Raw genomic sequence first — 18553 nt, forward strand, 5'->3', positions numbered from 1 at the left:
TATACGCTGTGCAAATGTCTCTGACTTTGCGCCCACATTAACATAAGGGCTATGAAAAAAGGATAGCGCGATTTTGCAAATCGTGTTCATAAACGAGAGCAGTGTCTCGTCCTAAAAAAAATATTTTAATTTAGCTTTCGCTTAAAAATAATAATGAAACTAAAAAACTTTTTTACACTGCTTATATTGTTTAGTGTAGTAACGCTTCACTCACAACAATGGAAACAAAATTTTAAAATTGTTGCTCCCATTAGATCCATTGATAATGCCTTTGGTTCCTCAATTTCTACCTATGATGGTTATGCAGCATTCGGTGTTGATCAAGAAAATATCGGAAGCATAGAAAATGCTGGCAAAGTTTATATAGCAAAACAAGATTGTGATGGATGGTCTATTTATCAAGAATTAAAACTTTCAGAAAGCGAAGGGTACTGTGGTTTTGGCGCTTTAGTTGTAATGGAAGGTAAAACGCTTGCGGTTTATGGTTGTGATCCGCTTACGCCGAGAGGAGGAAATGCTATCTATATTTACGAAAGGGATGCTAATGACTTGTATGTATTTACTCAAAAAATAGCTAAACCTGAAGATGTTTTATGGGATAATTTTGGTATAAAAATTGCGCTGTCAGGTGACCAAATGGTTGTTGGTGCTTCCTATAATAGTACTGATCGTTCCTTAATGAATTTCTCTGAGAATGCAGGTGCTGCATATATTTATTATAGAGATAGTGCCGGCGTTTGGTCATTAACTCAAAAAATTGTGGCAAGTGATAGAGGGCAGAGAGACAACTTTGGTGGTTCTGTAGCTATTTCCGGAAATACTATTGTAATTGGTGCAGAAAACGAAGGGATTAATTGGGCTGGAGCAGCTTATGTTTTTGAAAAAAATGCAAATTCTAACACCTGGAGTGAGATTAAAAAATTAATTACCTACGATTACAGAGGATTACAAGACAGATTTGGTGGAGTTGTTAAAATTAATGAAGATATCATTACTATTTCGGCTAGCCGCGAGGATGATTACGATTCCAACTTAAGTGGAGACGGAGGAGGCCCTCTAACATCTCTGGGGTCGGTTTATATTTTTAAGAAAAATTCAAATGGTGATTGGGCAGGACATCAAAAAATCAGGGCATCAGATGGTTCAATTAATCATTTCGATTTTGGTTCCAGAATGGAAATTTATCAAAATAAAATAGCCATTAGTGGAACTGAATACGAATACGACTCCAATGGGAATTTATCAAAAGTTTATGGTCGAGTCTATATGTTTCAAAAAGACAACAATGACAATTGGAAAGAAACTCAAATTATTCAACCAAAAATAAGGCATAACAGCGATTATTTTGGCGGCTCCCTTTCCTTGCACGGAGAGAATTTGTTTGTAGGGGCTTTCTGGGACGCTTTGGATGCTAATGAACAAAATTACATAGGTTATGCTGGATCTGTTTACCTTTTTAATACATATGATTACACTCAAATAAAAAAACCTGAATTAAATGCTATACCAATTTTGACATCTTGCGCTGATTTAGGAAATGGTCTTTCTTCTGGTTTTGATATGTCATCATTAGAGAAAGATCTAGTTGAAAATCCAGATGACTTTATTTTCTCTTACAAAAACAAATTAGGTAATAATCTTCCATCTCCTTTGCCTGAAAATTATTCTAATAAAGATCCTTTTTCTGAAACCATCTATATTCGTGTAGGAAATAAAAACAACCCAAATTGCTATAAGGATACGCAGATTGAATTACAAACTACACCTTCTTTTACTTTAAATAAAATTCCAGATTTATATGCATGTGAGCCTACTGGAAGTGGATATGCAGTATTTAATCTATCAAAAATAAGTTCTCTTCTAGTTGACGACACTACACTTTATAAGTTTTCATATTTTGATAGCACTGGAAAAGATATAAGTGCTCTAATAAATGAATCGTATAAAAATACTACTAAAGGTTATGAAGAAATAACACTAAAGATTACTGATATCAGTACTCTTTGCACTTTAAAAACAAAAATAAATCTAAATGTTTCTGATGTTGGTGTAGATTGTGATATAGAAAACAATGGGGATTCTTTAATGTATAATATACCGAAGTTTTTTACTCCAAATAATGACGGTATAAATGATATCTGGAAAATTACTGAAATAACTAATCAAAATTATAGTATTTACATTTATGATCGATATGGAAAACTTTTAAAAAGTTTGGGTTATAATGAAGGCTGGGATGGAAGTTTAAATGAAAAACCTTTACCGTCTACAGACTATTGGTTTCAAATAATTTTTGAGAATGGAACCAATAAAATGGGTCATTTTTCATTAAAAAGATAGTATATATAAATACTAATTATATCCTTAATTTAATTTAAAAAACTCGTTTTGCTCTTAAACACGACGTATTGAGGAAACAAGCTACGCAAAACGTTCATTCAAATAATAAATTTATCATTTAAGCTAAGCAAACGTCTCTAACTTTTCTCTCCATAAAAATGCCTCCAAATAGCTTTTGACTTTTTTGGAGGCATTTCATTTAACCAATAAAAAATAGTTTTTTCTTAAAGCGATTAGTTGAACTGTGCAGCCACATATTCAATTAAACGTTCATCATCCATTTTATTAGAAGTACTTTCTTTAGTCTCAACATTTTTATACTGTGGAGTCTCATTCAAATATTTAATAAATTGTTCTTGAGCAGTACCCGTTCCTGTCACATGCAATTCATCAACATTTTGCATATGAGCCGTAATGTTTTTGAATAGTTTATGAAGTAAATCTCTTTCAGCATTGTTTGCTGCGTTTTCGCTTGAATTACGACCTTGTCCGTCAACTTTTTCGTGACCTAATATTACGAACTCACCTGAATCTACATTTTCTCTTCCTACAATAGTTGCATGATGTAAATCCATCCAAACACCAAATTGTTTTTTGTTTTTCTCTGACATTATTATATATTTTTATATTAATACTTAATTCTCATCCTAGCATAATTTCTAATTATTTAAACTCCTTTTACAGTTGCTCCTACTACCAAAACAAAGAAACCAACAAGCAATAGTGTATAATTATGTTCTGTTAAAACCTGAACATCTATGAAATGTCCAATAATTCCAAGTATACCGCAAATCAACCCTATAATTCAGGTTATTTTCTTTGGTGCTAAGGGATTATTCGTGTAAATAATTTTAAATGATGATTCAAATAATTTGATACTAAGAAGCAAAAATAACCCTATACATTGGCAAAAATGTAATACAATTTTTAGCAATAATTGTATAATTCACACGTTCCCAACAAACAAGCGATGCAATCGTCTCTTTGCGACCATAATAATGATCAAATAATAACGTGAGTGTAAAGTGTTACCGGCAGATAGGATTTGGTACAAAGTCTTGCAATCCTGAGTAGCCTAAAAATGATTTCTTGATACTAACCTACATTTCTTATAGAGGAAGTATGCTCTTATTTCATATAATTAAAAAAAGAATAGCCAAAACTGGCACTAAAAAAAGCCTCGAAAAATAATTTTCGAGGCTTTTTTAGCTTGTGTTTATGAGTTGTAGCCCGTAGCGGAATCGAACCGCTCTTACATGGATGAAAACCATGCGTCCTAACCGATAGACGAACGGGCCATTTTCATTGTTTCGGGTGCAAAAATAGTACTATTTTTGAGATGCGCAAAGCCAAACTCAAAAACCTTTCAATAAAAACGGTCTTTATTGAATTCGCAAATTGTAATCAATTCATAGCTAGCACCTACGAATAATACGATTGTTTTTTAAACAAGCTGATTTTTCAAAGAACAAATCTAAAAACTAATGACAAGGTGCCGATTGTGAACGCAAATAATAAAAAATAGCCATTAATTCAACGTTACTTTTGTACTTTTGAAATAATAATTAAAACTAAATAAATTGACAAAGTATTTAAAATATCTCCTTTCTCTCTTTCTGGCTTTTGGCTTGATGGCGAATGATGGTACTTTAGATTCTCAATCCAATTCGGTTGAATATTACCAATTCTCTAGCGTAATTCTAAGAAGAGAGTTAAACAGTAAGCGTTCGAAATTATACATGTTCAATCCGATAAATTCGGTTGAAAAAACTTCATTCCAATTTCAGTTAGCTTATCTCCAATTTCAAGATAGTTACAGTCTTCAAATTCCGGTTCTTCTACAATTACAGACACTGCTTTATCAAAAAGTAAGTTCATTTACAATGCAACACATCTTCATAAACGAGATGATTATTTCCCGAAACTCCTATAAAAGTTTATACACAGCCTAGAAATTTTTTCTATGCATTTATGCAATTCAATGCATAAAGATGATACCAAATGTCTAATCATTTATCATTTACAAAATGTATAAACACAACAACAAAGCACGTTTAGAGCAACCTAAACGCCCGATTCTTTGGGCAAAAAGAAAAATCATGCTAATCATTACCGCCTTTATGATTGGTATGTCAAACGGTATGAACGTGGGAGATCATACAATTAACGGAAATCAAAATCACACAGAACAACATAAAAAAGATTAATTTGATTCCTTACAATTATATCAAACAATGCCTTTTTTTTACAGGATTAAGCTATTTTTTTTTTAATAAAGAAACGTTTTATATTAAAAAACGAATATGGATTGTAGGTCAATTAAATTATTTAAACCAAACAAAAAAGAGACTGTCTTTCGGGGGGAAGACAGCTTCTTTTTACTCAAAACTAAATTATATTCTAACAAAAATATTTGTGTAATACTTTTTACCAGTAGCAGGATTTTCCTTTATTGCAATACCAAAATGAGTAAAATTACCTTCAATATTTTCTTTATGTCCAGGACTTGCTAACCATGCATTTAAAGCAGATTGAGCTGTACTGTAATTATAAGCTATATTCTCACCTACCATTTTGGCCGCTAATACTTTCTTTATTTCTTCCGAACGAGATGTAAAACCATCATGACTAACAACATTATTAGCGATCATGTAATTGTTATGTTCGTCTGATTTTAATGAGATAAAATCTATTTTTCCCAAAACATTTAATCCAATACTGGTTCTGTATCCATTTATCAATTTCATTGTTTCAATCTCAGATGTAGTGTAATTATAACTAAGTATCTTTTGAGTTGTGGTCTCCACTGTTTGAGTTTCAGCGGAATCAGATGAGCAAGAATTCATCGTAAAAATTACTGTGATGAATAAAACGGTACGTAGAAAATAGAAGTTCATAATATTTAGATTTTTTTTCGAGAAAATTGCATCCCAAAATGATTGCTATTGTTTCCTAATTGTTTAACAAAGCTATTATCAATACCGACAAAAAGTAAAAAAAATCGACGAAATGCACTTATCTATATTCAAACGAGCCATTATACTCCTTTGATTAGAAAACAGTTAACTGCAAAAAAGTGAGTTATCTTAAAATATATTGCAACTCTAAAGACAGTATACAATCCCTTCCAAAACAGTAAAGCACAAAAAAAAGCCATGAACAAATCATGGCTTTTTTTATATTTTTACATAAACAGTAGCTCCACAGCTTTAAATCTTAATTTCCTTAATGCCCTTTACCACTCTTAAATTTAAACAACTTTCTTTTTCAATATAACCACAACATCGCCAACACTAACACTTCCCTCCTGCTTTGCAATTTAATTACACCTAATGATTTTACAGGATAAATCCAGATTTCTGAAAGTTGTAACATAACACTATATTTTCCTCAAAATCACAAAAACAAAGTATTCTACCTTTAGTGTCTAATTCAGTTTGTTTAATTTTTTAACCGCATAAAAACATAGATTTTACAATTTTGAAAAGCGTTTCACTTTTTTAGAGAAAACCATAGCTATGTGAACCCAATAATTGGACTATGCGACTCATTTTTTTCTATGTTTCTATGTGGTTCAATTTTTTTATTTAAGATTATATGAAATTTTTATTAACTACACCCAACTTATAGTATTCCGTTTTTAATAATTCAAACTCAATCCAAAACCCATTCCCATATCACTGTCGTAATGCGTGGTAATCCCAAAATTTCTCTTAACAATGTACCGTAATCCCGCCATGTATTCATTGTCTGTATTCCACATTAAATTCATGCGTAATCTTTTGGAAACCGGAATATCCATACGTTCAAATTGCAATCTAAAATTCCCGTCGGTATACACTTCGGCTTGTGCTTTTATGAGCATTGGCAACATATATTCGACTCCGGCACTGAAAACAGCACGATTGTCTTTGGTATTGGCTTGACCAAAAAGATTCTCTTCCGTTTCTCCCATTTCCATTTTTCGATACCTCCAGTCAAAACCAATGAACGGCATCAGCCATTGCATTTTTCCAATGTAACGTCCGATATGTGTTTCGGTTTCATAACCGTGATGATTGGTGTAGCCCAAACTCCATTCCGTACCAATACTCCAACGAGTGTTTTGAATCATCAACATTCCGTCATTTCCATTGGTGGCAAAATCATTTTCGGCCATCACATGAAAAGCTCTGTCATCAGCAAATAATTTGCGTTGCGCTAATTTTGGATTTGGAATCAAAGGATTTGGCTCTTGATTTTCATAACTAAAAACGCGACCCATTCCCGCCATCATGTGATAGAGAATGTGACAATGAAAAAACCAATCGCCTTTCACATTAGCATTAAACTCAATTGTATCGGTTTCCATCGGCATGATGTCGATGATATTTTTCAGCGGCGCGTACTCTTCTTGACCGTTCAGCACTCTAAAATCGTGTCCGTGTAAATGCATCGGGTGACGCATCATCGAACCGTTGAAGAGCACAATTCGGACGTTCTCGCCTTTTTTAATTAGAATTTTATCGGCTTCCGAAACTACTTTATTGTCAAGACTCCAAACATAACGATTCATATTTCCGGATAATTCAAAACGTAATTCTTTTACCGGTGCGTCTTTGGGTAATGTTGTTGTAGTGGGTGATTTCAGCATCGCATAATTCAAAGTCGTGATTTCTGAAAGTTCGTTGCTGTTATAATCGGCTTCGGTCATTTTCATGTTGTCCATTTTTGGAGAAGAATCATCCATTTTCATTTTCCCCATGTCGTGCGAGGAATGATCTATTTGAACTTCGTTTTGAGCTTCTCCCTTATCGCTTAAAGGCCCCGTAATTTCTGGATACATCACCACATTCATGTCCATTTGATTCAGCGACATTTTCATGCCCATATCGTCTAAATCTCCATTCATTTTCATCATGCTGTTCATCATTTTCATCCCTTCAAAATACTTTAATTTAGGCATAGGCGAAATCAATTGCTTGATTCCATCTCCTAAATACAACGAAGCCGATTTGGTTCGGTCTTCCGAAGTGACTAAAAACTCATACGCCGTTTTATCTGCTGGAATCGTAACAACAACATCATACGTTTCAGAAACAGCAACTATTAATCGATCGACTTCAACAGGCTCCACATCATTTCCATCACTAGCCACCACCGTGATTTTTCCGCCGGCATAATTCAACCAAAAATACGTTGATGCACCACCATTAGAAATTCTTAAACGCACTTTATCACCCGCCTTGAATTGCGAAAGTTGGCTTTCATTTTTCCCGTTGATCAGAAATTTATTGTAATACACGTCACTGACGTCCATAGCGTTCATTCGCTTCCATTCATTGGTGACTTTAGTCTTAAAATGCCCGGCTTTTATAGCTTCAGAATAACTTTGCGTGGTTCCTTTTTGAATCGCAAACCAGTCCGTGGCATTGTGTAACATCCGATGCACGTTTTCCGGTTTCATATCTGTCCATTCGCTGAGAATAATTGGAACTGTCGGTAAATCATCAATTCCTTCCCTAAAGGTTGGGTCTTCGTTTCTTTTATTCATGACAAAAGAACCGTACATCCCAATTTGCTCCTGCAAACCCGTATGACTGTGGTACCAGTGCGTTCCGTTCTGAATAATTGGAAAGGTATATTTATGTGTTGTACCCGGTTTGATTGGCATTTGTGTCAAGTAAGGTACACCGTCTTCTTTATTGGGCAAAAACAATCCGTGCCAGTGCAACGAAGTATCTTCATTTAATTCGTTATGCACATAAATCTCGGCAATATCGCCTTGGGTAAACGTAAGTGTTGGCATTGGGATTTGTCCGTTTACGGCAATCGCTCTTTTTGGTTTATCACCAAAAGTTACAATCGTATCCCGAACATATAAATCGTAACGCACGGTTCTCGAAGGAACATTTTTAACAATCTTTTTTACCGGCTCTTCTATAACTTTAGCATTTTTTGCAGGAACATTGGTATGATTTTGATGTAAATTATCACTTATTGTTTTAGTTTCAATAACGGTTGCTTTTACAGGCACAGCTTTTTTTACAACTGCTTTTGGCACTTGCTTTTTTGACACAGATTTTTTTACCGTTTTTGCTTTCTCTTTGATCAAATCCATGCCACATTTGGGACATTTTCCCGGTTTAGCGGCATGAATTTCAGGATGCATTGGGCATGTATATGTAGTAGGCTGTACCTGAAGAATTTCTATTTTTTTTGAAACAATTTTTTTATTTACATTTTCCGCTTTTGCAAAAGGTGAAATAAGAGTCAGGAATACGATTAATAATATGGTACTTTTCATGTTTTTATTTAAAATTTTAAACTTCTTAGTCTTAATGCATTTGCAATTACAGAAACAGAACTGAAACTCATTGCCAAAGCCGCAATCATTGGCGAAAGCAAAATGCCAAAAAACGGATACAAAACGCCCGCTGCAATTGGAATTCCCAATACATTATAGAAAAAGGCAAAGAATAAATTTTGCTTAATATTACGCATCACCGCATGACTTAAGTTTTTGGCTTTTACTATTCCTTGTAAATCGCCTTTTACCAACGTTATTTTCGCACTTTCAATAGCCACATCCGTTCCGGTTCCCATCGCAATTCCTATATCAGCTTGCGCCAAAGCCGGAGCATCATTGATTCCGTCGCCTGCCATGGCTACAATTTTTCCTTCGGCTTGTAATCTTTTAATTTCTTTGAGTTTATCTTCTGGCAAACAACTCGCCTTAAACGAACTCAAATTCAATTGTGTCGCCACTGCTTTTGCCGTATTTTCGTTATCGCCTGTTAACATGATCACCTCAACACCTTGACTCATCAGTTCTTTTATGGCTTCAACACTAGTTGCTTTTATAGCGTCTGTAATCGACACAAACCCTACCGCGATTCCGTCAACTGAAATATAAGAAACCGTTTTTCCGAGTTTTTGCTCGGCTATAATTTGATTTTCTAATTCCTCCGAAACCTTGGCATTCACTTGCTCCATCAATTTTTTATTTCCGAGCGCCACTTTTTTATTGGTTACTGTGCCTGTGACTCCTTTTCCGGAAATGGCTTCAAAATCCTTGACTTCAATTAATGAAACGTTTTTCGCTTTCGCAAAATTAACTACGGCTTGCGCCAAAGGATGTTCGCTGTACTGATTTAACGAAGCAATACTTTGCAATAAAGAATCCTCGTCATTATTAGTAGCGAATATTTTCTCTACAGAAGGTTTTCCTTCGGTGATGGTTCCTGTTTTATCGGTAATCAGAACATTTACTTTGTTCATGTTTTCCAATGCTTCGGCGTTTTTTATCAAAACTCCAGATTGTGCTCCTTTCCCAACACCAACCATGACTGACATAGGTGTGGCCAATCCCAAAGCGCACGGACAAGCAATAATCAATACGGCAATTGCATTGATAAATCCATAAACCATTGCAGGTACTGGACCAAATTGTTCCCAAACAAAAAACGTAATTACCGAAACAAAGACTACAATTGGTACAAAATATTTAGCAATTCTATCCGCTAATTTTTGGATTGGTGCTTTAGAACGGCTGGCAGTATTGACCATTTGTATAATTTGCGAAAGCAAGGTTTCCGAACCAACTTTTTCGGCAATCATAACAAAGGATTTATTGCCGTTGATGGTTCCGGAACTAATGCTGTCGCCTATTTTTTTATCAACAGGAATAGGTTCACCTGTAATCATCGATTCATCAATAGTGCTTTCACCATCAGTAATTTTTCCATCCACAGGAATTTTATCTCCCGGTTTTACACGCAATAAATCTCCTTTTTTGATATCATGAATGGAGATTACTTTATCAGCTCCGTCGATTACCAAAGTGGCTTCTGTTGGTGCTAATTTCAACAACTCTTTTATCGCTCCACTCGTTTGGCTGTGCGCTCTGGCTTCGAGTAACTGTCCCAATAAAACCAAGGTTAATATCACCGTTGTTGCTTCAAAATAAAGATGAACTGCTCCGTTATGCGTTTTAAATTCATCCGGGAAAATGGCGGGGAAAAATAATCCAACCAAACTAAACAGAAAAGCAACACCAGAACCAATTCCGATAAGGGTAAACATATTTAGATTCCAAGTAACTATGGATTTCCAAGCGCGCTCAAAAAACATCCAACACGCATAAAAAACAACTGGAAGTGAAAGTAGCAATTGCACCCAATTCCATTTTTCTGCATCCATCATTTTCATTAATGGATTATTCGGAATCATATCTGACATCGCAATAATAAAAATAGGAACCGTACACACTACCGCTATTTTCATTTTGCGCACTAAGTCATTATACACCTTATTTTCTTCAGAATCGTTGGGTTCCATTGGTACTAAATCCATTCCGCAAATGGGACACGAACAGGGACCGTCTTTGATTACTTCGGGATGCATGGGACAAGTGTACAGTGTTTTTGCCAAACTCAATTCTGGAACTTTTTCCAGATTCATTCCACACACCGGGCAACTTCCTGGTTTATCATAAACTTTTTCACCTTCACAATGCATCGGACAATAATATTTGCCTTGTGCAGTAGCGGGTAAAATTATTGTTGGTTTCTCTTGTGGTTTATTCGAACTGCAACAGGATTTCTCGATTGGCTTTTCGGCAGTTCCATGAGAATCAACCGCTTTATTCATTTCTATCGTATAGTTTCCGGCTGTAGTTAAAGCCTCTTGTAATTGAGTAGTCGGGATGTGTTTATCCATTGTTATTGTTGCTATTGGCGGATCCAAAGTAAGTGTCGCTTGAATCCCATCGATAGCGTTTAATGCTTTTTCCACTTTAGAACGACAACCGTCGCAAGACATCCCGGTAATAGTATAGGTATGTTTCATAATGTTGAATTAAAAAAAAAGGGTTCTATAAAGTATAGAACCCTTTTAAAAAAAATTTAATGTTGATGATTGTCTTCTTTTGTGTCACTTGCTTTTGGAGTCATCTGCATACCACATTTTGGACATTTTCCAGATTTATCACTCATTTCTTTCGGGTGCATTGGACAAGAATATCCCGATTTTTGAGCTTCTTGAGGAATCATTTTCATTCCGCATTTAGAACATTTTCCAGGTTTATCAGCAGTTGTTCCATCCATTTTGCAAACGTATTTTGAAACTACCTGTGTTTTTTTCCCTTTAGCTGAGGTGTCGTGTTTTAGTGTTTTTACTAATTTCATTCCACATTTACTGCACTCTCCTTCTTTACTGCTCATCTCTTTTGAATGCATTGGACAAGCATACATTTCTTTATGGGTTTCCTTTTGGGAAGATTTCACCACTTCTTGAGCTGATGCCATTGAATTTACTGCTAAGAATACGCTTAGTACGATAATTAATGTTTTCATTTTTTATATTATTAAAATATTAAACTAAAAATTCATTCCTACTGGTCAAAGGTACAAGACCTTATATTTTGACTTGTTGTAGAATTTTGGAAATGATTTGTAAGTTTTACACCAAATCAATTTGCAATCTGTTATTTTCTTTTAATTGTTTAAAATGAGTTGGCGTTACGCCCGTAATTTTTTTAAACTGATTACTCAAATGCGCCACATCGCTGTAATTCAATCTTATTGCAATTTCACTTAAAGTTAATTCTTTATACATTAATAATTCCTTTACTTTTTCAATTTTTTGAGCAATAAAATAATGCTCTATAGTTATGCCTTGCACTTCTGAAAATAAATTACTCAAAGTACTGTAATCTTGCCCTAATTGATCTGACAAATAGTGCGATAAATTGGTTTTTAATTCATTATTTTGATGGTGTACCAAATCAATAATTAGGCATTTAATCTTTTCTATAAGTATCGTTGTTTTGCCTTCTAACAATTCAAATCCAAGAGATTGCAATTTTATTTCAAACTCTAGCTTCTGATTCTCCTTGAAATTTTCTACTAGTTCGACTTCTCCTAACTCCACAGAAACAGGAATTATCCCAATCTTTTCGAGTTCGGATTTCACAACCATTTTACAGCGATCGCATACCATATTTTTGATGTAGAATTTCATCGCTATTAAATTGCTTCCACCATTCTGCCACAAGTTAACATCTCAGAACCGAAATATGGATTTTTAACGTCTTTGGTTTCGCTTATCCAATATCCATCTTTTCCTTCATTGTACATTGGGCAATAATCCTGATATAATTTTTGGTCTGTTCCAAAGGTTTTTATCAAATCATGTACGTCTTTGCTCAACAGCGCAAAATATTCTCTTTGATGATTGATTTTTCCAGCGTTATCGCCAATATGTTTCACATGTTCCTTAGCATTTTTGGCAATGTCATTGTACTTGTTTTTCAATTTTACATTTGAAATAGTATTAGAATTTACTTTGCCAAATGCAGCATACAAAGCTTTTCCAGCATTAGCCGCGCCTTTAGAATCATCTTTTACTAATGCATTTTTAAGTTTTAAATAACTGCTTACAATTTCATTAATTGTAAACGAGGTTGCCGCAACTGTTTTAGTGGTTGCCCCAGCATTTTTCGTTTCTATATCAATGGTACTGGCATCATCTTTTTCCGTTGTTGCACTTTGCGCCACTTTCTCGGTTAGTTCCATGCCACATTCAGGACATTCTGCTCCTTTTTCGCCGGTAACTTCAGGATGCATCGGACACGAATACAATTCCGAAGTCGTTTTGGTTGCTACTGATGTGTCAGCTGGCGTTTCTTTGTTTTTTTGGTTACAAGAAACCGTCATTAATGCTAATGTGATTATTGATAGGATTGTATTTTTCATTTTAATAAATTATTTAATTATTAATTATTGTAGCGAATTACTATACTTTTTGAAGACTGCTATTTTGAGAATTCATTTGGTACTGATTATCACTTATTTTATTTTGAAACATTGAAAAAGTTATATTCTAAGTTCAGATAAAATCCATTTGGCGCAGACCGCAACATAGAACTGTATAATTCTTGTCTGTAAGCAACATCTATCCGTGCCTGACTGTTGATGATAAATTGAATGGAAGGCACAATATCCAAATATGATTTTCCATTTTCGTTTAATGTCTGACCAACAAACTCAAGCATTGTATTGATATTTGTTTGCTTAAAATTAGTGTATTTTTTTGGATACATCAATCTTCCTAACGATACTGTATAATTGGTTGCATTATCACTTTGCGCTTCAGGAAATCTGTAATCCGGCTTATTGTCAAACGCTTTTTCAAAACTAACCGAAGCACTTATGGCTACCTTTTTTATAAGTTGTGTAGCTACAATTCCTGTTTCGAAACCAGTATTATGCCCCATAATTTCTATCTGTTCCTGATGAATATCGGCATTATTAAAACTGTATCTTCCAAATGCTGCCATCCTGAAATGACTATGTAAATCATCAGTGGAAAGGAAGCGATATTTAGTATAAAAACTGGCGCCTTCAGTAACCAACTGATTGCTTCTATTACTCACAAACATGGATGTTCTCACCATCAAATTTTTATTGATTCCCCAAGTAACTTCGGGCATGAGATGATAACTATATCCTGATTTCATTTGTTCTTTAAAAATGGATTGTCCCAAACGAATTCCTAATGAACCCGCAGGAACATTACTTGCCGGATCTGTAACCACAAAAAGCTCTTGAGCCGATATTCCCTGAATTAGAAAAAGCGTAAATACGATTAATAATTTTCTCATTAAATTACAGTTTTAATATGGTAATCGTCTTCATTGTCTAGTGGATACGAAGCTGTTTTTGAAAAGGTTTTAAGCAGTTTTTTATGCTCTTTTTGGGTTACATAACCTTTATCATAAATTTTTAATTTTATTTCCCCATTACTGTTTTTAAGTTCTTCATTCAATAAAACGAAAGTGGAACCGTTTAATGAAATGGTTTTATTGTCTTCGATTTTTAAGCTTTCTGTAGGCATTGTAATTACTAATGAGCCAATAAAGAAACCTGCTTTTTCAACACCTTCTTTTAATACTCTTGGCATTATTTTACTTTCTTTTTTAAAATAAACCGTGAAGGTATTCGTGTTCAAATCAGTACTGACGCTATCCACACCAACAGTTGCTTTAAGTTGTTTGTTTATCGCATTGGAACACATCGAACACGTTAAACCTGTTGCCATTATTTCTGCTTTTGAGATTTGAGAGTAGGATTTTAAGCTTGTTACTAAAAGTAAACAAGCGATACCAATGAATTTTAAATTTATATTTTCCATTTTGCTTTATTTTTTGATTTGTATTATTATTTCTTGCTCCGTAGGATTGATGGCAACTAATTTTCCTGATGCATCAAATAGATACGAATTGGGTAATGCTTCCACTCCAAAAAGTAGTGCAGATTTCGCATCAAAACCTTTAGCATCGATTAATTGCTCGTATTCTAATTTATCTTTTTGAATAGCATTCATCCATTTCGTTTTATCTGTATCCAGCGATATCCCAACAATTTCAAAATTGTCATTTTTATATTGATTGTATAAAGGAACCAACTTTTTATTAGCCAGTCTACAAGGCGCACACCAAGAAGCCCAAAAGTCAATTAAGACCGTTTTCCCTTTCAGAGAGGCTAAATTTATGGCTGTCTCTTTATTATTTTTGAGTTGAAAATCAGGCAAACTGTCACCAATTTTCATTTGAGCAGTTGCAGTTGAAATACTGATTATTAAACTGAATAGCAGCATTATTTTTTTCATTTTATTTTCCCTTTAAACTCTTATTGAATCGTTTCTACCGTTTTTCCACAAGTCATCATTTGAGAACCGTAATATGGATTCTTAACTGCATTCTCTTTGCTCAACCAGTTTGCACCTTTACCGTCATTTGCCATAGGGCAAAACTGAAGATAAACCGGAGTTTCATATTTAGCCACTTTTATCAATTCATACATCGATTTTGAAAGTGGAATGAAAATTTCTCTTTGACGTTTGATGTCTTGCGTTTCCGAAATATTCTTGGCAGCAGCCATTAGACCGTTCATTTCTTTCATCCAAATCATGTGAACATCCATAGCAAGCACGTCCATTTTCACTGCGTTTAATGCTGTTAGAACGTCTTTTCCTACAATAGCAGCCGTTTTTCCGTCTGTTTTTACCAAAGCATCTTTCAATAAGAAATAGGTATCAAAAACAACTTTTAGTTTAGTGTCTATTTGCTGTTTTGCAATTGCAGTATCAGAATGATTGGCGTGATTTATATGATTTTCTGCAGCAGCGCTTTCCATTTTCATCTCTGTTGGAACGGCTACTTTAGCTTCTCTTTCATATTGACAACATCCATGTAATGTATCATAAGTAGCATCTGGTGCAAGAAATTTATCGCTGTCGTAACCGGCTAAAGCAATGCGTTTCAATATTTCGTCTTGACTCGTTTTAGTAGAATCATACGTAAGTGTTGCCATTTTAGAATCTTTATTCCACTCGACTTTTGCTACTTTTTTCAGGTTTCCGGCAGTTTCTATCTTGCTTTTACACATGTCACAGTTTCCGTATATTTTTACCGTTTCTGTTTTACCGTTTTTAATTTGCGCGCTTGCAATTGTAACTGAAAGCAATAGGATTATTGCCATCAATATTCTTTTTATTGATTTCATTGTATGAATAATTTTGAGGTGAATTAGCCGCAAAAACATTGAAAACAATAGCATGTTTTGCTACATTTCAAATTGTATTCGACTAAAATTTAATTATTATAAAAGCATAAAATGCTTTGAAAAAGACAGTCTTTTGGCTGTCAGAAAAAGGAATTTAGCTTATTTTAGGTGGAAGCCAAATAGAACGGAAATCTGAGGAAATAAAGATTTCTGAGTAATAGTAATTTTGTTTTTCTGTAGAAAAACTAAAGAGTTGATTATTCAATTCGGTGTAAAACAACGAAGTCATCCCTATATATACGGTTGAACTGCTGCAAGTAACATCTTTACAAGCTCCACTACAACCTTCATGAGATTCTTTTTTTGAAGACTGTTCTTTTTTACAACATTCTTTTTTATCCTTTTTTGAAGAGGATTTTTTTTTACAACATGCCTTCTCCGTTTTTGTTCCACATGCAAAAGCCACGCTCGGTGTCATAAAGAAACCAAGCATAACTAATAGCACTATGTAAAACTTTTTAGACATTGTTTATTTTATATAGGAACACAAAGGTATAAAATTAACAAATACTGTAAATTAATTCATTCACAAATACATGTTAAAAAAGAATTCTTATTTTCCTTCGCCCAATATTCCATTCATTATAGACTGCAATACTGACAAAATAATACTAAAGAATAAGGCGGTCCAAAAGGTGTCTACGCTAAATCCGCCCACAATTTTTGTACACAACAAAATCATTAATGCATTAATTACCAATAAAAACAATCCTAAAGTGATGATGGTAACCGGCAATGTAAGTATTACCAATATCGGTTTGATGAATATGTTAAGCAACCCAAGAACTATTGCAACGATTAATGCTGTAGTAAATCCCGCTACATGAACTCCCGGCATAAAGTTCGCAATTAGCAATACTAAACCCGAAGTGATAAGAATTTTGATCAGTAAATTCATGAATTTTTGTTTTAAAGTTTTAATAAATGTAGTGAAAATTTAAAATCATCACGTTTATTTTAGGAAAGAAGTCACTTTTTGATAAAATTCAGTTGGGTTTTCGGCATGAAGCCAATGCCCTACATTAGGAATCGTTTCGATGCTTGAATCTGGAAAATGTTGTTTTATATTTTCAAAATCGCTGTCCAGAATATACCTTGAATTTCCACCGCGAATGAATAATGTTGGCTTCTCGAAAATGGAATTCTCTGCTAAAGGAATTCCTATTTCATCCATTTTATGATTAAATACTGCCAAATTAAATCGGAAAGCTAGTTGTCCCGGCTCTTGCCAAAATAAATTTTTCATTAAGAATTGTCTGGTTCCAAAATCAGGAATATAACTTGTCATGATTTCTTCGACCTCATTGCGGCTTGGTTTTTTTGAGAAATCTACGGCGTTCAATCCCGCCAAAATATCCTGATGGTGTTGCGGGTAAAATTTTGGACCAATATCAGCCACAATTAATTTATCTACTAATTCCGGATGAGTCGTTGCCAAAAGCATAGCTATTTTCCCGCCCATCGAGTGTCCTATTATATTGATGTTTTCTAAATTTTGAGCCTGGCAATACTCGTAAACATCCTGAACCATGATTTCATAACTGAATTCTTCTGAATGTAAGCTTCGGCCGTGGTTGCGTAAATCGAGAATATGAACCTGAAAATCAGTCGCAAATTGCGTTCCGAGTGTTTTCCAATTATCAGACATTCCCAGAAATCCATGAAGGATTAAAAGCGGTTTTCCTGACCCTTCTATTTTTGAAAAAAGCATATAATTTTAGATTTTAACGTTATAATTTAAATTACAAACCATTAAGATATTAAGGTCATTAAGCTTTTGACTTAATCTATCTTAATTTCTTAATGGTTTAAAAAACTATTTTAATTTTTGCAAATACATATTCACCACATTGTCTAATCCCAAATAAATAGCTTCGGAAATTAAAGCGTGACCAATAGAAACCTCCAGTAATCCTGGAATGTTTTGTTTAAAAAACTGAATGTTATCCAAACTCAAATCATGACCTGCATTGATTCCTAATCCAAGTTCATTGGCCAAAATTGCCGATTCCGTATACGGTTTAATTCCATCTTGATTCCCTAAACTGTATTGATGAGCAAATGCTTCGGTGTACAATTCGATTCTTTCGGTTCCAATTTTCTTGGCGCCTTCAATCATTTCGAGAACAGGATCCACAAAAATCGATGTTCTGATTCCGTTGCGTTGAAATTCCTGAACGATTTCAGTTAAATAAGAGGCATGTTTTATGGTATCCCAACCCGCATTAGAAGTTATGGCATCAATTGCATCTGGTACCAAAGTCACTTGTGTCGGTTTTATCTCCAGAACAAGATCGATAAATGTTTTCTCTGGATTTCCTTCAATATTATATTCGGTGTAAACAATCGACTTTAAATCTCGGGCATCTTGATAACGAATGTGGCGCTCATCCGGGCGCGGATGTATGGTTATTCCTTCCGCTCCAAACTTTTGAATATCGGTGGCTACTTTTAATAAATCGGGGACATTTCCTCCGCGAGCATTCCGCAAAGTAGCTATTTTATTGATATTTACACTTAATTTTGTCATTAGAACACTTTTTGATTTTGATACTAGTATTTACTTGGAGCAAAAATACAAAGTAAAACTTAGGAGATTTTGCTTA

Annotated in this window: 18 protein-coding genes and 1 tRNA gene; 1 reads left to right on the forward strand and 18 read right to left on the reverse strand. The window is 34.3% G+C overall.

Annotated features, from left to right (window positions below; translation table 11 throughout):
- Positions 1-153: 153 nt before the first annotated feature.
- On the forward strand, positions 154-2340 hold the full coding sequence (locus tag ACXX80_RS03055) for a T9SS type B sorting domain-containing protein (protein WP_458551940.1): 2187 nt from the start codon (positions 154-156) through the stop codon (positions 2338-2340).
- Positions 2341-2573: 233 nt separating this feature from the next.
- On the opposite strand, the gene ACXX80_RS03060 is transcribed toward ACXX80_RS03055, so the two are convergent.
- From ACXX80_RS03060 to ACXX80_RS03145, 18 genes are all read right to left on the reverse strand, one after another.
- Positions 2574-2951, reverse strand: coding sequence for a hypothetical protein (locus ACXX80_RS03060; protein ID WP_458551942.1), 378 nt, complete (start codon positions 2949-2951; stop codon positions 2574-2576).
- A 56-nt stretch (positions 2952-3007) separates the two neighbouring features.
- Positions 3008-3136, reverse strand: coding sequence for a hypothetical protein (locus ACXX80_RS03065; RefSeq protein ID WP_458551943.1), 129 nt, complete (start codon positions 3134-3136; stop codon positions 3008-3010).
- Between the two features lie 430 nt (positions 3137-3566).
- Positions 3567-3638, reverse strand: a tRNA-Glu gene (locus ACXX80_RS03070).
- Between the two features lie 445 nt (positions 3639-4083).
- Positions 4084-4218, reverse strand: a complete 135-nt coding sequence (locus ACXX80_RS03075) for a hypothetical protein (RefSeq protein WP_458551944.1) — start codon at positions 4216-4218, stop codon at positions 4084-4086.
- A 515-nt stretch (positions 4219-4733) separates the two neighbouring features.
- Complete coding sequence (locus ACXX80_RS03080) at positions 4734-5237, reverse strand: CAP domain-containing protein (protein ID WP_458551945.1); 504 nt, start codon at positions 5235-5237, stop codon at positions 4734-4736.
- A 743-nt stretch (positions 5238-5980) separates the two neighbouring features.
- Positions 5981-8626 carry a multicopper oxidase domain-containing protein gene (locus tag ACXX80_RS03085; protein ID WP_458551947.1) on the reverse strand — a complete coding sequence of 882 codons (2646 nt, stop codon included), beginning with the start codon at positions 8624-8626 and terminating at the stop codon, positions 5981-5983.
- An 8-nt stretch (positions 8627-8634) separates the two neighbouring features.
- The gene (locus tag ACXX80_RS03090) at positions 8635-11169 is read right to left on the reverse strand and encodes a heavy metal translocating P-type ATPase (protein WP_458551948.1); all 2535 of its coding nucleotides are present in this window, start codon (positions 11167-11169) and stop codon (positions 8635-8637) included.
- Between the two features lie 56 nt (positions 11170-11225).
- Positions 11226-11675 (reverse strand): heavy metal-binding domain-containing protein, encoded by a 450-nt coding sequence (locus ACXX80_RS03095; protein ID WP_458551949.1) that lies wholly within the window; start codon positions 11673-11675, stop codon positions 11226-11228.
- Positions 11676-11781: 106 nt separating this feature from the next.
- On the reverse strand, positions 11782-12342 hold the full coding sequence (locus tag ACXX80_RS03100; RefSeq protein ID WP_458551950.1) for a helix-turn-helix domain-containing protein: 561 nt from the start codon (positions 12340-12342) through the stop codon (positions 11782-11784).
- 5 nt (positions 12343-12347) lie between these two features.
- Complete coding sequence (locus tag ACXX80_RS03105; RefSeq protein ID WP_458551951.1) at positions 12348-13076, reverse strand: DUF3347 domain-containing protein; 729 nt, start codon at positions 13074-13076, stop codon at positions 12348-12350.
- Positions 13077-13174: 98 nt separating this feature from the next.
- Positions 13175-13984 (reverse strand): hypothetical protein, encoded by an 810-nt coding sequence (locus ACXX80_RS03110; protein WP_458551952.1) that lies wholly within the window; start codon positions 13982-13984, stop codon positions 13175-13177.
- The gene (locus ACXX80_RS03115) at positions 13984-14514 is read right to left on the reverse strand and encodes a heavy-metal-associated domain-containing protein (RefSeq protein WP_458551953.1); all 531 of its coding nucleotides are present in this window, start codon (positions 14512-14514) and stop codon (positions 13984-13986) included. Before ACXX80_RS03115 ends, ACXX80_RS03110 begins: the two co-directional genes overlap by 1 nt.
- Positions 14515-14520: 6 nt before the next feature.
- The gene (locus ACXX80_RS03120) at positions 14521-14991 is read right to left on the reverse strand and encodes a TlpA family protein disulfide reductase (RefSeq protein WP_458551955.1); all 471 of its coding nucleotides are present in this window, start codon (positions 14989-14991) and stop codon (positions 14521-14523) included.
- A 20-nt stretch (positions 14992-15011) separates the two neighbouring features.
- Positions 15012-15887 (reverse strand): DUF3347 domain-containing protein, encoded by an 876-nt coding sequence (locus ACXX80_RS03125; protein WP_458551956.1) that lies wholly within the window; start codon positions 15885-15887, stop codon positions 15012-15014.
- A gap of 154 nt (positions 15888-16041) precedes the next feature.
- The gene (locus tag ACXX80_RS03130) at positions 16042-16413 is read right to left on the reverse strand and encodes a hypothetical protein (protein ID WP_458551957.1); all 372 of its coding nucleotides are present in this window, start codon (positions 16411-16413) and stop codon (positions 16042-16044) included.
- 87 nt (positions 16414-16500) lie between these two features.
- Positions 16501-16845: a phage holin family protein gene (locus ACXX80_RS03135; RefSeq protein ID WP_091165627.1), complete on the reverse strand. Its 345-nt coding sequence runs from the start codon at positions 16843-16845 to the stop codon at positions 16501-16503.
- Between the two features lie 54 nt (positions 16846-16899).
- Positions 16900-17658 carry an alpha/beta fold hydrolase gene (locus tag ACXX80_RS03140; RefSeq protein WP_458551958.1) on the reverse strand — a complete coding sequence of 253 codons (759 nt, stop codon included), beginning with the start codon at positions 17656-17658 and terminating at the stop codon, positions 16900-16902.
- Positions 17659-17763: 105 nt separating this feature from the next.
- Positions 17764-18477: a pyridoxine 5'-phosphate synthase gene (locus ACXX80_RS03145; RefSeq protein ID WP_282727453.1), complete on the reverse strand. Its 714-nt coding sequence runs from the start codon at positions 18475-18477 to the stop codon at positions 17764-17766.
- Positions 18478-18553: the final 76 nt, after the last annotated feature.

The organism is Flavobacterium sp. GNP002 (genome assembly GCF_054343795.1).

What these genes read in the sequence shown, in the direction of transcription:
- ACXX80_RS03095 (WP_458551949.1), bottom strand. Translation starts at nt 11,675, where the DNA reads ATGAAAACATTAATTATCGTACTAAGCGTATTCTTAGCAGTAAATTCA.
- ACXX80_RS03100 (WP_458551950.1), bottom strand. Translation starts at nt 12,342, where the DNA reads ATGAAATTCTACATCAAAAATATGGTATGCGATCGCTGTAAAATGGTT.
- ACXX80_RS03090 (WP_458551948.1), bottom strand. Translation starts at nt 11,169, where the DNA reads ATGAAACATACCTATACTATTACCGGGATGTCTTGCGACGGTTGTCGT.
- ACXX80_RS03060 (WP_458551942.1), bottom strand. Translation starts at nt 2,951, where the DNA reads ATGTCAGAGAAAAACAAAAAACAATTTGGTGTTTGGATGGATTTACAT.
- ACXX80_RS03135 (WP_091165627.1), bottom strand. Translation starts at nt 16,845, where the DNA reads ATGAATTTACTGATCAAAATTCTTATCACTTCGGGTTTAGTATTGCTA.
- ACXX80_RS03125 (WP_458551956.1), bottom strand. Translation starts at nt 15,887, where the DNA reads ATGAAATCAATAAAAAGAATATTGATGGCAATAATCCTATTGCTTTCA.
- ACXX80_RS03075 (WP_458551944.1), bottom strand. Translation starts at nt 4,218, where the DNA reads ATGAACTTACTTTTTGATAAAGCAGTGTCTGTAATTGTAGAAGAACCG.
- ACXX80_RS03130 (WP_458551957.1), bottom strand. Translation starts at nt 16,413, where the DNA reads ATGTCTAAAAAGTTTTACATAGTGCTATTAGTTATGCTTGGTTTCTTT.
- ACXX80_RS03085 (WP_458551947.1), bottom strand. Translation starts at nt 8,626, where the DNA reads ATGAAAAGTACCATATTATTAATCGTATTCCTGACTCTTATTTCACCT.
- ACXX80_RS03110 (WP_458551952.1), bottom strand. Translation starts at nt 13,984, where the DNA reads ATGAGAAAATTATTAATCGTATTTACGCTTTTTCTAATTCAGGGAATA.
- ACXX80_RS03115 (WP_458551953.1), bottom strand. Translation starts at nt 14,514, where the DNA reads ATGGAAAATATAAATTTAAAATTCATTGGTATCGCTTGTTTACTTTTA.
- ACXX80_RS03105 (WP_458551951.1), bottom strand. Translation starts at nt 13,076, where the DNA reads ATGAAAAATACAATCCTATCAATAATCACATTAGCATTAATGACGGTT.
- ACXX80_RS03145 (WP_282727453.1), bottom strand. Translation starts at nt 18,477, where the DNA reads ATGACAAAATTAAGTGTAAATATCAATAAAATAGCTACTTTGCGGAAT.
- ACXX80_RS03055 (WP_458551940.1), top strand. Translation starts at nt 154, where the DNA reads ATGAAACTAAAAAACTTTTTTACACTGCTTATATTGTTTAGTGTAGTA.
- ACXX80_RS03120 (WP_458551955.1), bottom strand. Translation starts at nt 14,991, where the DNA reads ATGAAAAAAATAATGCTGCTATTCAGTTTAATAATCAGTATTTCAACT.
- ACXX80_RS03080 (WP_458551945.1), bottom strand. Translation starts at nt 5,237, where the DNA reads ATGAACTTCTATTTTCTACGTACCGTTTTATTCATCACAGTAATTTTT.
- ACXX80_RS03140 (WP_458551958.1), bottom strand. Translation starts at nt 17,658, where the DNA reads ATGCTTTTTTCAAAAATAGAAGGGTCAGGAAAACCGCTTTTAATCCTT.